Origin of the sequence: Litorivivens sp., from assembly GCF_041624475.1 — a bacterium.
Classification (GTDB): domain Bacteria; phylum Pseudomonadota; class Gammaproteobacteria; order Pseudomonadales; family Spongiibacteraceae; genus Litorivivens.
The window spans coordinates 1-14,506 of the sequence record NZ_JBFJUX010000001.1 but is presented as its reverse complement, the minus strand read 5'-3'; the positions used below and the strand labels follow the sequence as shown (position 1 = coordinate 14,506).

Sequence of the window (14,506 nt, the reverse complement as noted above, 5' to 3'; positions counted from 1 at the left end):
CGTGAAATTAGCTGACTTAGCTGAGCACATCGATGGCCAGCCTATGTTCAAAATACTTGAACGCGTTCAGGAGCTTGAGAGAGCTGGAAGAGAAATCATCCATTTCGAGTTAGGTGAGCCAGATTTTGATACACCAGAACACATTGTTGATGCATGTGTATCTTCATTGAGATCTGGCAATACACATTACGCGCCCTCAAGCGGTTTGCACAGCTTTAAAGAAGCCATTATAAGCGCCACTGAGGCATCAAGAGGGTTCCGCCCTGATGCAAATCAGGTAGCGGTAACACCAGGCGCTAATGCGGTGGTGTATTTGGCAATGAAATGTTTAGTGAATCCGGGTGACGAGGTTTTAGTCCCAGATCCGGGTTTTCCAACTTATTATTTGGCTGCTCAGGCGTGTGGCGTTAAAGCTGTTGCTCTTAATCTGGACAAAGAGAATCGTTTTGCGCTTGATCCCGCCGAGGTTGAAAATAAAATAACGTCAAAAACTAGGCTCTTGATATTAAATTCACCAAGTAATCCTACTGGGGCCGTTATTTCAAGAAGCAGTATCGAAAAAATTTACGAAATTTGTGAAAAGCGAGATATATTTCTTCTGAGTGATGAAATCTATGCGCGTATGTTATTTTCCGGAAAAACTTTCTTCTCACCGTCGGTTTTAGATAAATGCCAGTCCAGAACGATAGTGTTAAATGGGTTTAGCAAAGCTTTTGCAATGACCGGCTGGCGACTTGGGGTCGCGATCGGTCCGAGCGAGTTAATTAATAAAATGTCGTTGCTGGTTTCGACGATAGTTTCATGTGTACCACCATTTATACAAGAAGCTGGAGTCGCCGCTATTGGGGGGCCTCAAGACTCAATAGTCAAAATGATTGCTGAATACTCCAAGAGGGCACACATGCTAGCTAATGGCCTTAATGAAGTTAAAGGGATTCAATGTGAAGTGCCTGATGGTGCAATTTATGTCTTTGCAGATATAAGAGGTACAGGACTGAGCAGCGAAAATTTTTCTCGGGTGATATTGGAAGATTGCGGGATCGCCGTCACTCCGGGTAATTTTTTTGGCGCAAATGGTGAAGGATTTGTGAGATTTTCTGTCGTGACTGGCAGAACCCAGATTGAAAAAGCGCTAGAGTCGCTTAGAGGAAAATTTAATGGCTAACAAAACGGTTGCAGATCATACAGCAGATTACCTTTACTACACATTGGCGATAGATACTATCTTTTCTGTCACTGGTGGCGGTGCGATGTTTCTTAATGATTCGTTTGGCAACCATGACTTCCTCAAAGCAGTTTATAATCACCACGAACAAGCATCTGCGATGGCTGCAGTAGGTTATGCTAAGGCAAGAGATGGGTTGGGCGCCGTTTGTGTTACAACAGGTTGCGGATGTACAAACGCGATAACAGGTCTCCTCGACGCTTGGCAGGACAACGTCCCGGTGATTTTTGTCTCTGGACAGGTTAAATTTAGAGACACGACTTATGGTACGAAGCAAAAAATACGGCAACTTGGGGTTCAAGAAGCAAATATCATCGAGATTGTAAAAAGTATAACGAAATATTCGGTTATGCTGAGTGACCCTAAGAAAATAAGATATGAACTCGAAAAAGCTTCGCACATTGCCCAGAATGGCCGCTCCGGCCCGGTTTGGATTGATATCCCTCAGGATATTCAGGGGGCCAAAGTAGAATGGGATGAATTAGAACCATACTCACCTGAAGATAAAAAAATAAGTCTAGACCCGAAAGCGTTAGCCAATTTGCAAGATGAATTAAACAAGTCGGCCAGGCCGATTGTTTTGGCTGGTAATGGGATTCGTTTGGCCAGTCAAAGAGAAAAATTTAAAGAATTTATTGAAAGAGTTAATGTGCCCGCCGTTTTCTCGTACCTCTCTATAGACCTGCTACCATCAAACCATGAGTTGAATATCGGTAGGCTTGGTACTAAGGGTGATCGGGCAGGTAACTTTGCAATTCAAAATGCCGATTTGGTTCTAGTTTTGGGCTCGAGACTAAGTATTCCGTTAACAGGGTTCGAGTATAAGTTATTTGCTCGTGAAGCTAAAATTATTGTTATCGATATAGACCCTGTTGAACATTCGAAAGATACGGTTCGAATAGATAGCTTCATTCAAGGTGATCTGCGGGAGTTTTTCGAAGTAGAGAGACTTGAATTTGACCATGCAGATCCTAAATGGCTGAGAAAATGCCAAGTATGGAAGAAGAAGTGGCCTGTTTACGATAAGAAGTATGCTCAAGAAGAAAAAGTAAACATGTATGAATTCGTAGATGCGCTTAGGGAGTTTTCCCCTGATGATGCTCATTTTGTTTCTGATGCAGGGTCGGCATATTACGTCAGCTCTCAAGCCATACAATTATCAGAGACCCAGCGCTATCATACATCGGGCGCCCAGGCTGATATGGGGTTTACTTTGCCGGCAGCTATAGGTGTGTCAATGGCTAAAAAAGAAGCAGCCGTTATAGCTATAACAGGCGATGGTTCGCTTCAGATGAATTTACAAGAGTTGCAGCTGCTCGCACACCATAAGCCAAATATTAAATTAGTAGTTTGGAATAATGGTGGTTATTTATCTATAAAAACTACGCAAAGAAAATTCTTCAGTGATCGATTTGCAGGTACCGGTACAAATAGTGGTCTTTCCTTTCCTTCCACTAAAAAAATAGCAGACGCGTACGGGATACCATATCACTGCATATCCACGCCGTCTCGGTTGCGAGCTGAGTTGCGCGGGATCTTAGATGCCAGCGGACCGGTGCTAATCGAGGTTATTTGTCCTGAGTTTCAAGAGGTAATCCCCAACGTTTCAGCTCTTAAGAGAGAAGACGGCTCTATGGTTTCAAAACCTCTAGAGGATATGTACCCATTTCTAGACCGAAAAGTATTCTCCGATAACATGATAGTGAAACCGTTAGATGAATGAGGCTAGCATTGCTTGCTTTGGAGCTAATTCGACCATATGCAAGGATTTTCTCAAAAACTTGCATGCAGCTGGTTTTGTTGGGCGTTGTCACTTGTACGTTCGTAATACAAGCGGTTTTAAAGAAGAGATAAATTTTTTACTACATAGTTCAAACAGGTTTGAGGTAAGAGACTACGCATCCTTCAATAGTGGGATAAAGTACAATTTGCTTCTTAACTTTATTGGCGGCGGTGATCCCTACCGAGTGCGAGAGCAGGGGCGTGAGATATTTTGCGCGTCTCTAGCGTATGACCAAATGCTTATTGATTATTTGGCTCTGAATAATGAGACGCTATATATAAATATGAGCTCTGGGGCTGTTCGCGAAATAGAAGAGATTAAGTTTAGCGAGGGGTCTGAACTTAATTTTTCTGCAGTAACGATGGGCTTCGATAACGTTGACCCCTATACGCTTTCAAAGTTTTCACTCGAATGCAGACACAGGATGTTGGATGCTTTCAAGGTCGTTGATTTAAGAATATACGGCTACTTCAGCTTGGGTTTTGACGCTACGTCAAGCTTTTTTCTAGGCGATATTTATAGGGCGTACGCCACGGGTAGTGCGTTAAAAACAACTAAGGTGGAAATTGTAAGGGACTACGTAGGCGAAAGGGATGTGTTTAATGCTATTTCATGCATATATAAGCACTCCGGTTTCTTGAATAGGCCGTTCGAATTATACAGTATGGGTGCTGTAAAAAAGTCAGAGTTGATAAATCAGCTAAAGCTCAATGTAGAGTATACGGACGAGCGTGTAGACTATGAGCCAGCAAAAAAACGTTACGATTATCAACCTAAAGATCGGAGCCTAGGGCGCCTGAATTACTCGCCGAGCTGCGATTCTTTTAATTTGGTTAAACATGTTTTAGTGAGCATTAAAAGCAATAAAAAGGCGTAATAAATTTTCATCAGAAAGCTATCTGCCAAGGCTGCTCCATTGTGGTGTGATAAGCGCAGGTTAAACCTAATTTTCTTGCGCGTATTCTCTCTGCTATCCCTTCGAAGTTTAGCTTACAAGCCACAGTCCGAGCTTTCTTCATCTCTGCCGTCTAGTGTGATATTTAACAATCGGCGAAAAATATAGGTGTGTTTAAGTGGAGAGTAATATCGAAAATGTAACCGCCTATATATTGGTTAATAAGTTGCGTGATATTACAAATACTTCGCTCGAAAATTACGCGGTAACGCTTCGAGGCTGTAAAGTGGCGTTATCATATAACGGGCTCGATGCACAAGAGGCTGCTTTCCTTCGCGATTTTTCTGCTACTTCTGGGATGGAGTTTTTCTGGAATGCATGCAATTCATTTTTTGAGCATTTCGCTAAGATCAATGATTGTTGCAATACGCCATATTTTATTGCCTTGCATGATGATGACTACTTCTTGGAAAGTCTTGCGCCGAAACTCCAGCGTGCGACTTTGGATGCGCAATCTCACTACGCATTGCTAGATGCAGTTAGTGTTCGTGGAAGGCTTAAATGGCCCGTATGGGCATTCGATAAACCTAGGTTAGTCAAGGCTGAAGAGTTAGCCTTTTCATATCTTTTAGGTAGGCACGCTGTTGCTTTTCCGGCGGTAATATACAACGTTAATCTACTAAATAGAATTAACTTTCTTGACCAGGAACTTGGGAAGTATTCAGATGTAAAGCTTATGATGGAGCTCGCATCTCAGAAGTTGACAATACTACCAAGTGCTATCTTCGCTTACAGAATTCATTGTGACCAAGATTCACAAAATGAAGATATTCTGGCTAAAAAAAAATGTAGGAGGTATCTTTTTCAGAGGTTGTTCTCTGTTGGCTTAAGAAGGTGCTTGAAAGCCTCTATTTCCGGATTGATTTTGTCATTAAGAGTCTTTAAAAATGTTTAGTGTTGTTATTAATTATTTCAACCCAACCGATCAGGCAGACCTAAGGATTCTCACTCAAAGCGTAGTTTTCAGGCTAATAAAGAGTTCGGTGCTAGATAACCAGTACGTAGTAGTAGACGGCAGCGGGTGGGAAGATTGCAAACTTCGAGATTTTCTTAAGGATCTAGGCGTTGAGTACATGCCAGCCAGCATTAAAGAAAACATGGCTCAGTCTTACAATAGAGGTATAACCAAGACTAATAGGGCTTACGTTGTTACTATGGCAAATGACATATTCGTTTCTAGCAATTGGGATTTGAAAGTTAAGAATTACATTGAAGAATATGGTGAGGCTTTATACATCCCCTTGCTTTCCAACTCTGATCATCGCCCCCAAATCTTTGATTACAATGTCTTTAAATCCAAAGCTAGTATCGCAACAGGATACACATTCAACTTCAATGTGCTTCCTAAATCAGCGATCGAAAAAATAGGGTTTCTAGACGAAAAAATGAGTGGATACTTCAATGACTGTGATTACCATATCCGTGCTGTAGGGCTCGGGTTGCGGATTCTTATGGTAGATTTAGGAAGCTTTACGCACCTTGGAAAGTGCACGACCAGTGTTTCAACAACCACACGTTATGATGCTGACAAGACAATATTCCTTAAAAAATATCCAAATGGGTACAAAAGGACCTTGGCTTCCTTAAGTAAAGGTAAGCTAAAACTGGTTATTTTGTTTAAGGTTAGATTTAGATTTTGTTCTCGTGTAATGGAAAGAATTGAAAGTGCGTTACTCAGAGTCTGATCAATTAGCAACTATCTTTTGGAAGTAATGAACTTGAAGAACCTTCTGCGAATAGGCATACCAACTAGAGCTGCAAGCTCGAAATTTATAACAATAATTAGAGAGCTTGATAGGCAGGTCTGCGAAGTTTGTGAGAAATATCAATCGTGGAGTCTGGTTAGTATTGCAGTTCATGTAAACGGTGAGGATGGTTTTTATTACCTCGATGCTTTAAAGAGCATAGCTCGCGAATCTAAATATGAATTTGAAATATTTGTCAGGCCTGAAAATATTGGTTTTGATGGTAACTATTTAGGCCTATTGAAAAATCAGTGTGATTACACGTGGGTGATTGGCGATGATGACCAAATATGCGATGGAGTATTACCAGTGATCGTGGAAACACTGATCGAGCATCAGCCGGATTACCTATATGTAGGGGGCTACACTCAAAAAACAACGGTAAAAAATATTTTAGAAACAAAAAAATTGTCAGAACTTTTGGAGTATGTCGAGTTCCGCGTAGGTGGAATAGCAGCCAGTATTTTTGGTCGCACATGTTTGGAAATTTTCTGGGTAGAGGGTAAAGAGAAAGATTGGGCATTCTGGCCCCATTTAGGGGTGCTATTTTCTACGATTAATCATAAAGTTAGCTATATAGCCTTGGCTGAAAAGGGTTTTGTAGAGCTAGATACGGCAAAACGATGGATTAATGAAACAGGCCGCAAAGAAATTAATAGCGCGCTATGGGCGGCAACTGATATGTCGCAATATTCTGCGAATAATGAGTCAAAAATAGCTCAAAAAATAATAGATCGTCATATTTTTTCGAGAATATGGTGGCGTGTTTTCAAGTCGATTATAAAGGGCGAAAGCTCTTTTGATATAGCTATGCTGACAAAAGTATATTGGCGATAAATGCAATCCTCGCTGTTCATATACTTTGTATCGGCTATAAACTTGGCTTTCTCAGTTTTGAGTATTCGGGTTCTTTCTGAAAGTTACGGTCAGATTGTACTCACTACTTGGTTTCTAGTCTTTAGCGGCGCACAATATATACTAACTTCAACTGGGTCTGTATCCAGTGTAATTAGCGCAAAGCGAGATATACATAATAATATCGTTGGCGCTAGTATCTTCCTCGGTGCGTTCGCTGCCATCGGTTTTTTGGCTTTTTACTTGCTAGGGATTGCAATTTTTATTGAAGGCAATTTTCTCTTTGTTTTAGCGTTGGGGGGGGTATTCTTCTCTCGCTCACTGTTTCAAGTTATGCAATCGCTATCCTTAAGTCGAGGAAAAGTAATAGAGGCTAAAACATATGACCTAATATTTGTAATTGGATTTAGCGCGCCATTTTTTTTGCTGTATTTTTTCAATCTTAGCTTGGCCGATTTCGTTCTAGCGTTGCTTTGCGCGGGTGGGGGAATATTTCTCTCTGGCTTAATATGGTTTCGGGTTGCATTCCGATGTGAGTCAATTTTTTCGAAGTCCATCTTTAAAAGAAGTGTCGTTCGTGAGTGGTGGGGCGAGATAGGCAGGGGTGGGGTGCAGCTGTTCCCGGCCGGTTTTGCAGCGGCGTTAGTTTGGAATAGCGACAACTTTGTGTTGACGGCGCTAGGCTTGGGAGAAAGTATAAATGAGTATAATGCTTTATTTAGAGTGTTCATATTAGTCGCTTCGGTCTCGACCCTATTGGCTCCAGTCATGCTTGTTGGTATGAAAGAAAAAATAAGCAAGGCACGGTCCTACATTTTTAAGGCTGCGATTACTACCTTGAGTATAGGAGCCGTGGTTTTGCTGTTTGTAGACGTGGTCGTCCAGTGGTTAATATCTAGCGAGGGAAGTGTAGATTTTTTACTTGCGCTATTGATTATGGTTTATGCCGTAATCTTTAGTGTTAATTCTGTTTTGGTCTCTAAGCTTATTGTTCTTCAGGGGTTCGCTAAGATTACTCTGCTATCTGCTTCGGAAGCAGGAGTAAATCTAATTTTTTCTATTGTAATAGGGGCCTGGCTGGGTGCCATTGGCGTTGCTATCGGATCGATTGTTGGAGCCTCGGTTGGAATGATTGGGGCTTTATATGTTTCTAGGTCTTAGCGGATTAATATTGCTAACGCCGTTTATGCCAAAGATTGATGTTGGCATACCACTTTATCCGTTAGAGTTGCTTACTGTTCTTTTACTGCCACTTTATCGTAGCTTAGTTATTTGTATGTATACAAAAATACTTGTGGCTGTCACCTTGTATTCTCTTGTGTCTTTAATCGTCGCCTCTGTTTTTCTAGATGTGTTTTTCATAGAGGAATTTCTACTTCTTGTTAAGTATCTTTTGCCAGTATTCCTATATAGCATCTTGCGAATGGAGAGGGTTAGCTTCAACCAGGCTTCATTGTTAGTATTAATTCTCCTTGTAGTCTTGAATTTTTTGTACGTCTTATTGAGCTATTTTATGGGCGGGGTGAGTGTGGCAGATGCAATGTGGGGCTATGCTCATGACTCGAGAGTGATTGGAATGACTGGGCTCTCCTTGGGCGTGGGAGGGTTAACCACGATTGGAAACAACTCAGTTGCTTTTGGTGTATATCTCAGTTTCCTAGTCATAATCTCCTTTGAGTGGTACCGCTTAAAGCCAATGATGAGTTTGTTTGCTACCGTGATTCTGCTTGCAGCGACACTTTTTACCTATTCGCGTAGTGGGATCGTGGTGATTGCAGTTTACTTTATTTTGAAAGCTATATTTCTTGCCGGCAGGCTCTCTATTTCGATACGGATGCTGATAGGTTTTTTTTCGCTGCTCCCGATTGTTTATCAGTACGGCGATGCTTTGGGTGTCGTATCCAAGCTCGCTAGCTTTAGTGATTTCTCTGATTCGAGTTCTTCGATCAGAATTGGCTACTGGGTTGAAAGTGTAAAGATATTATTTAGTAATGTGCCTGCATTTCTTTTTGGTACCGGATACTCTGAATCTATTCAATTCCTAAGGCATGGATTCGCTAATTCTGAAAGCTTGTATTTTACCGCTGCAGTCCAATTAGGATTGTTTGGGGTGGTGGGGTTTCTGCTTCTTCAACTCTCTTTTGTTTCGCGGACGAATGGGTTAGATGATTTCGTAGTTGTTTTATCGAAAGCGCTAAACTATTTCGTGCCGGGGTGGATACTGAGTTGTTTGGTTGGTGGTGATCTTTTGCGGACAGATTTTTTTATATATTTTGTTATTTTGGTCAAGGCGACGATTGATAATGCAGCGAGTGATGATTTCTCCGCGAGACAAGGAGCTCTGCAACAGAGGGTACTTTACAGGTGAACAGCCGTTGGGCGTATTCGATGGAGCGAAAATACTGAGGGAGTTGTACAGGCTACTGACAGGTAGCGGCATTGAAGTTTGTTTCGGCTCGGCATCTGGTCTAGTAGATGCAGTTCTGTTTGTGGAAGCGCCTACTGGTAAGCAGTTTCAAGCAGTCCAACGTGATTTCTCTGATGCGAGAAAGGTTTGTTTTGTGATGGAGAGCCCGGCCATCGTAGAGCCAGATATGGAATTTTTGTTGACAAATGTTGATCTGCTATTGTCATGGCATTTTGATGTAAATCACGAGAAGCATGAGTATTTACCGTACCCGAAAGCGGATAAATTTTATTTTAGTAGTGTAGAAGAATGTCTTAATTTTAAGCGCTTCGATTTTTCTATGATGGCTGCCAACAAGTACTCGTCTAGTTCTAACGAGTTGTATAGCCTTAGAAGAAAAGTGATAAAGGAATTTGAGTATTTATCAAGAGAAGTGTTTCACCTTTTTGGCCCGGGATGGGGTAATCATCATTGCTTTGGTCTTCCGTATACGAACAGGCTAAAGAAGATTTTGCGGCACACGCCCCCAACTTCTTACAAGGGGGTGGCTGATAATAAAATTGACTGTTTGGCGCGCTATAAGTTTTCTTTTGCCATTGAAAATTATCGTGGCAGTGACGGTTATATATCAGAAAAAATTCACGATTGCTTTATGGCAGGAGTCGTTCCTATCTATTCAGGTGATTCTAATGTTTCCAGGATAGTTCCTGAGGGCTCGTTCGTTTTGCTTGATAACTTTAGCTCGATCAGTGAATGCATTGATTATTGTTTGGATATGCCGCGCGCTGATTATCTAAAAAAGCTGGAAGTTATATATGACTACACTAGGAGTCATACTAACTCGGTGTATTCTACGGCTCTAGCCATTTATCGTGGCTTAGCTGGGGCGGGGGCGGCTGGAATGGATGTGCGTGGGAGCTAGAGTATTGAAGTGTTGCTTCATAATAACGGATGTTTCATATGGCGGTGGTCGACGCTATCTTGAGGCCGTAATCGAGAGTCAGGTTTTTTCCGATATACTTGTCTTAACGAATGACCCCTCTATAGAAGAGATTCGTGTTTGCGGAAATTTGGGAGTTCCGATTTTAAAATTGTCTTTTTTTACAGCGCTTCGTAATTCACGAAGAGTGTTCTTGGTTAACTCTCAGCGAACGCTTTTATCTCTTGCGTTTCTAATTCCGTTCCTCAGGGGGGCTTATTATGTGACTCATGGGTTTTCAAATGGTCTTGAGCACCAGAGCTTTTTTAGGAGAGTGCTATATAGGCTAAGTATGAATATCCCGAGATTAAGAGTAATTGGATGCGGGTTGCAAGAGCATGAGTTAAATAAAAAAATGTGTCTTTGGAATAGGTGCTATTTGGTTCGAAACGGAATAAATGCGTCATCTTTTGAAGCTTTTCCAGTGCGACCAAGGCGTGCCAGAAGTTTAGTTTTTTTTGGTCGTATTTCTTATCAAAAAGGATTCGACATTTTGCTTAGAGTGGCAGAGTTGACTGGATTACCAATAAAGGCTTACGGCGACTGGGAGTCTGAGCAGATGAGGCAGTATTGCGAGGGCTTGATCGGTAGCAAAGGGCTTGATGTGGATTTTTGCGGCTACCGCCATATCAGCGAAATTGAGTTTCGTGGTGATATGTTGTTTGTGGCACCTAGTCGATTCGAAGGGTTGCCTTATGCAGTATTAGAGATGGCGGCCTTGAAAATTCCAGTACTACTTTCTGATTGCAATGGTCATAGAGAGTTGTTGTTGGAGGGTGATAAACTTGTCTTTAACTCAGAAGACCCTCAAAGTTGCGTAGAGATTATACAGTCTCTCTCACCGCATATGATTTCTGCGTCTGTAGACGCCCGCGCTAAGGCCGCCCTAGAATACAGCTTCGAGCGATTTGTCGGGGACTTAAGACGATGTTTTCGTTAGATGTGCTTATTCCAGACTTTAAGCTGGGGGGAGGGGAGGCGCTTACTCGTCGTTTTGTAGAGTATCTTGTTGCTTCAGAAAGTAGGGTTAATGTTAGAGTATATTCGCAGCAGAAGGCTGATTTATGTGGCGTGTCAGAGACTATATGCCGTTCGTGGAAGACCTCATTTTTTTTCTATTTTCTAAAAAAGTTCCGAAATCACAGGCCTACCCTAGTTGTTTTAACTGGTCCGATACTAATTTATGGCTTATCAAGAAAAAAATCGAACGTATATCTTTATGAGCATGGAGACCCGTTTGTTTTAGTTTCGTTAGAAAAAAGCAGGCTGCGCTCTATGCTTTATAAAAGAGCAATAAAAAATGCAAAACAGCTTATTGTTGTTAATCCGGCTGTTAAGGAAAAATTTTTGAATCACTTTTCTCTAGATACAAATAAAGTGGCGGTAGTCGAAAATCCTGTAAAACCCATAACAAGCAATGCCTGCTTTTTTAATTCGAAAGCTGTTGCAAGTAAATTTGGGGCGATTGTCATAGGTCGAAGCTCTCCAGAAAAGCGCTTGGAGTTTGGGCTTCAGTTCTTGAAGGATCAGTCGCAGACAATAACAAATATTGTGCTTGTAAGCGACACATCTGACTTCGACAGAGCGGGAGTTGCGAGCTACAGAAGTTATGATTCTCTCCCAAGATTAGATGTGTCGCAGTATATTTTGTTTAACTTTAGCTATTCAGAAACATTTTCTTTGGTGATAGGTGAATGGTTGGCCGCAGGAGGCCTCGTTTGCTCGGTGGCTTGTCCGCAAATGATCTCTTTATGGTCACAGTACCGTGGTTTTTTTGTCATCGGGGCGGGGGTAGACGTTGAGCGCTTGCTCCAGCCAGACGGTCGCCCTGTTTTTCACGGGCGATGTGATGCGGAGTACGGTATGGAATTATTGGGGATACTTTCTTGAAGAATGTGTTAGTGCTCGGGAAATATGAACTCAACTACAATGGGGGGGTAGAGCAAGTTAGTAGGAAGTGGCTGCAGCACCTGCGGCAACATGAGGATATTGGCAAGGTATGTTATATAGCAACAAAAAGTTCGGCGGAAGTCGAGCCTCTTGCGGCAGAAGGGGAATGCTTGGCGCCTGCCCAATTTCATATTAATACCCAGCCTATATCGTTTGGGTATTGTGTTGAGTACTTTCGTAACGTCAGAGATTGCGATATTTTGCATGCTCATTTCCCCAATATTATTGCTGCGCTGTTGCTCCTTTTTGCGCCGGCTGGCAAGGAAGTGCTTATTCATTGGCACGCAGACTTGCTGAATAAAAATAAGTTTTTTTTGTTGGTTGGTGGCTCAATCTTAAGGTTGGCGTGTAAGAGGGCAAAAAGAATTATTGTGACATCTCCTCAATACGCTGAATCCTCGGATATTGTGAGGAAGTTTAAGTCAAAAATATTTATTGCTCCACTAACTTGTCGTGCAAACGAAACTGAAGAAATCATTGCCCGTCGGTGCGATAGGTATTTGCTTACTGTTGGACGATTAGTGCCGTATAAGGGCTTGGAAAAACTTATAGAGGCTATGCGGTTAGTCGAAGGTGATGTAAAGCTTAAAATTGTTGGTAAGGGTCCTTTGAGGGCTCAACTTGAGGGTCTGGTACATGAGCTTGGGTTGAGGGGTAAGGTTGAACTCCTCGGTAGCGTTTCCGCTTCTGAGTTAAATGCGCTGTATAGTGAGTGTGATGCGTTCGTACTGAACTCTAATACTAGGGCTGAGGCGTTTGGAGTGGTGCTCATCGAGGCGCTCTCGCATGCTAAGCCGCTTCTCACTTCAAGATTGCCAGGGAGTGGCGCCAACTACGTCAATATAGAAGGTGTAACGGGAAGCTATCATGATTGCGATGATCCGGCCGATATCGCAAGAAACATTAATGCGTTGCTGCAAAATTCGGACTTGAGGGAGGTGTATTCGAAAAATTGTACTATGCGATTTTCGGAGCTTTTTGATGACAGGTGCTTGCCGGATTACATCAATGCTGCTGTAATCCCCCCAGAAATTAGTCGAGGTTTTGAGTAGAGACTTTTATGATGAAGATCAAAGGAGTCATCTATGAAACCATCACGCTTTACCGACAGCCAGATATTGGCGATATTGAAGCAACATGAGGGCGGCGTGTCCGTCGCGGAGCTGGCCCGAGAGCACAACGTCAGCTCCGCGTTGATATATCAGTGGCGCTCTAAATTTGGCGGTATGGACGCTTCCCTCATGAAGGAAATGAAGGAGCTGCGCGCTGAGAATGCCAGGCTCAAGAAGATGTATGCCGAAGAACGCATCAAAGCCGAGCTGCGCCAGGAAGCCCTTGAGGGAAAGCTGTAGCGCCGTCTCAGCGTAAAGAGATGGCGAAGAAAGCGGTTGATCGCGGCATCAGTATCCGGTTGGCCTGTGTGGTATTTGGTATCAGTGAGACCTGCTATCGCTACCAGGCGAAGTTGGATGGTGAGAATGCCTTGATCGCAGATTGGCTGCTGCGCCTCACGCAGGCCCATAAGCGCTGGGGTTTTGGTCTCTGCTTCCTGTATCTGCGCAATGTGAAGGGCTACGGCTGGAACCACAAGCGGGTCTATCGCATTTACCGAGAGCTGGAGCTGAACTTGCGCATCAAACCCAAGCGGCGAATAAAGCGAGAGTATCCAGGGGAGCTGACGGTGCCTACGGCGCTGAATCAGGTCTGGTCGATGGATTTTATGAGCGATCAGCTGATGGATGGGCGTAGTTTGCGAACCTTCAATATCATCGACGACTACAATCGTGAAGGGCTGGGTATTGAAGTGGATTTATCTTTGCCCTCGGCACGCGTAGTCAGAGCTTTGGAACAGGTCATCGAGTGGCGTGGCAAGCCGGCTGCGATTCGTTGTGATAACGGGCCTGAGTACATATCGCAAACGTTGGTTGAGTGGGCAAATCGTCATCAGATTACGCTGATGTATATCCAGCCCGGCAAACCAACACAGAATGCGTACATTGAACGCTTCAATCGCACGGCGCGGCATGAATGGCTGGATCTCCATCAATTCACTAGTGTTGCGCATGCTCAGTTATTAGCGACCAAGTGGCTCTGGGAATATAATAACGAGCGACCGAACATGGCGATAGGAGGTGTGCCGCCAGTGCAGCTATTACAGGCTGCTTAACCCTCTACTCAAAAAGACGGTTAGTAATGGGGGGATTACAGGGGCCTCTACATTGAATTCCCGGTCGAGCACATTCGGGATATCCAGGTGAGGCTGCTCTGCCGTCTTGTAAGCGTGACTTGGTGGCTGAGTGCTAACCAGTCCGAGCAGTTTCATTCGCCTACCGGCACGATAGCGACTCAGCGGTATTCCTGCCTGAGTCACCATCTTTGCCACGCTGCGAGCCCCCGCAGAACCATTACTGGCGGCATGCACATCGATCATCTTCTGCCGCAGTACCTGCTCCTCAGCACTCGGAGTGTAAGCGTCCGGTGAACTCACCTTTCACTGCCGTCGTGGGATCAACATGATGGTGTCCACCTATTTTTAAGTGGACACCTAAAATGGTTACTCAAGGATTACTCCCACCACCTGTTAAGCGGCAACGTCGCCGACACTCT

At 43.3% G+C, this 14,506-nt stretch carries 13 protein-coding genes and 1 pseudogene; 13 read left to right on the top strand and 1 reads right to left on the bottom strand.

Annotation, left to right across the window (positions count from 1 at the left end; genetic code table 11):
• Position 1: 1 nt before the first annotated feature.
• The 13 genes from ABY734_RS00070 to ABY734_RS00010 all read left to right on the top strand — a co-directional run bounded on the left by ABY734_RS00070 (position 2) and on the right by ABY734_RS00010 (position 14,066).
• Complete coding sequence (locus ABY734_RS00070; protein ID WP_372776905.1) at positions 2-1,165, top strand: pyridoxal phosphate-dependent aminotransferase; 1,164 nt, start codon at positions 2-4, stop codon at positions 1,163-1,165.
• A complete protein-coding gene (locus ABY734_RS00065) occupies positions 1,158-2,948 on the top strand; it encodes a thiamine pyrophosphate-binding protein (RefSeq protein ID WP_372776904.1) in 1,791 nt (596 codons plus the stop codon). The genes ABY734_RS00070 and ABY734_RS00065 overlap by 8 nt, the downstream gene beginning before the upstream one ends.
• Positions 2,941-3,885, top strand: a complete 945-nt coding sequence (locus tag ABY734_RS00060; protein WP_372776903.1) for a hypothetical protein — start codon at positions 2,941-2,943, stop codon at positions 3,883-3,885. Before ABY734_RS00065 ends, ABY734_RS00060 begins: the two co-directional genes overlap by 8 nt.
• Before the next feature lie 196 nt (positions 3,886-4,081).
• Positions 4,082-4,858, top strand: coding sequence for a hypothetical protein (locus tag ABY734_RS00055; RefSeq protein WP_372776902.1), 777 nt, complete (start codon positions 4,082-4,084; stop codon positions 4,856-4,858).
• Positions 4,851-5,648 (top strand): glycosyltransferase family 2 protein, encoded by a 798-nt coding sequence (locus ABY734_RS00050; RefSeq protein WP_372776901.1) that lies wholly within the window; start codon positions 4,851-4,853, stop codon positions 5,646-5,648. Before ABY734_RS00055 ends, ABY734_RS00050 begins: the two co-directional genes overlap by 8 nt.
• 33 nt (positions 5,649-5,681) lie before the next feature.
• Complete coding sequence (locus ABY734_RS00045; RefSeq protein ID WP_372776900.1) at positions 5,682-6,545, top strand: hypothetical protein; 864 nt, start codon at positions 5,682-5,684, stop codon at positions 6,543-6,545.
• Complete coding sequence (locus ABY734_RS00040; protein ID WP_372776899.1) at positions 6,546-7,724, top strand: hypothetical protein; 1,179 nt, start codon at positions 6,546-6,548, stop codon at positions 7,722-7,724.
• Entirely contained in the window at positions 7,708-8,931 is a 1,224-nt protein-coding gene (locus ABY734_RS00035) for an O-antigen ligase family protein (RefSeq protein ID WP_372776898.1), read from the top strand. Before ABY734_RS00040 ends, ABY734_RS00035 begins: the two co-directional genes overlap by 17 nt.
• Entirely contained in the window at positions 8,867-9,892 is a 1,026-nt protein-coding gene (locus ABY734_RS00030; protein WP_372776897.1) for a glycosyltransferase family 10 domain-containing protein, read from the top strand. The genes ABY734_RS00035 and ABY734_RS00030 overlap by 65 nt, the downstream gene beginning before the upstream one ends.
• 385 nt (positions 9,893-10,277) lie before the next feature.
• Complete coding sequence (locus ABY734_RS00025) at positions 10,278-10,889, top strand: glycosyltransferase family 4 protein (protein WP_372776896.1); 612 nt, start codon at positions 10,278-10,280, stop codon at positions 10,887-10,889.
• The gene (locus ABY734_RS00020; RefSeq protein WP_372776895.1) at positions 10,877-11,839 is read left to right on the top strand and encodes a glycosyltransferase; all 963 of its coding nucleotides are present in this window, start codon (positions 10,877-10,879) and stop codon (positions 11,837-11,839) included. Before ABY734_RS00025 ends, ABY734_RS00020 begins: the two co-directional genes overlap by 13 nt.
• 5 nt (positions 11,840-11,844) lie before the next feature.
• Positions 11,845-12,951, top strand: a complete 1,107-nt coding sequence (locus tag ABY734_RS00015) for a glycosyltransferase (RefSeq protein ID WP_372777439.1) — start codon at positions 11,845-11,847, stop codon at positions 12,949-12,951.
• Between the two features lie 33 nt (positions 12,952-12,984).
• A protein-coding gene (locus tag ABY734_RS00010) for an IS3 family transposase (RefSeq protein WP_372776894.1) occupies positions 12,985-14,066 on the top strand; the annotation gives its coding sequence in 2 pieces (ribosomal slippage) (positions 12,985-13,246 and positions 13,246-14,066; 1,083 coding nt in all).
• 39 nt (positions 14,067-14,105) lie between these two features.
• Here ABY734_RS00010 and ABY734_RS00005 read toward each other — a convergent pair.
• Positions 14,106-14,342 (bottom strand): annotated as a pseudogene (locus ABY734_RS00005) (IS3 family transposase); the annotation flags it as partial.
• Positions 14,343-14,506 lie beyond the last annotated feature (164 nt).

Bases quoted from the DNA above. Each gene is read 5' to 3' on its own strand.
- ABY734_RS00065 (WP_372776904.1), top strand. From the start codon at position 1,158: ATGGCTAACAAAACGGTTGCAGATCATACAGCAGATTACCTTTACTAC.
- ABY734_RS00060 (WP_372776903.1), top strand. From the start codon at position 2,941: ATGAATGAGGCTAGCATTGCTTGCTTTGGAGCTAATTCGACCATATGC.
- ABY734_RS00050 (WP_372776901.1), top strand. From the start codon at position 4,851: ATGTTTAGTGTTGTTATTAATTATTTCAACCCAACCGATCAGGCAGAC.
- ABY734_RS00040 (WP_372776899.1), top strand. From the start codon at position 6,546: ATGCAATCCTCGCTGTTCATATACTTTGTATCGGCTATAAACTTGGCT.
- ABY734_RS00035 (WP_372776898.1), top strand. From the start codon at position 7,708: ATGTTTCTAGGTCTTAGCGGATTAATATTGCTAACGCCGTTTATGCCA.
- ABY734_RS00030 (WP_372776897.1), top strand. From the start codon at position 8,867: ATGCAGCGAGTGATGATTTCTCCGCGAGACAAGGAGCTCTGCAACAGA.
- ABY734_RS00020 (WP_372776895.1), top strand. From the start codon at position 10,877: ATGTTTTCGTTAGATGTGCTTATTCCAGACTTTAAGCTGGGGGGAGGG.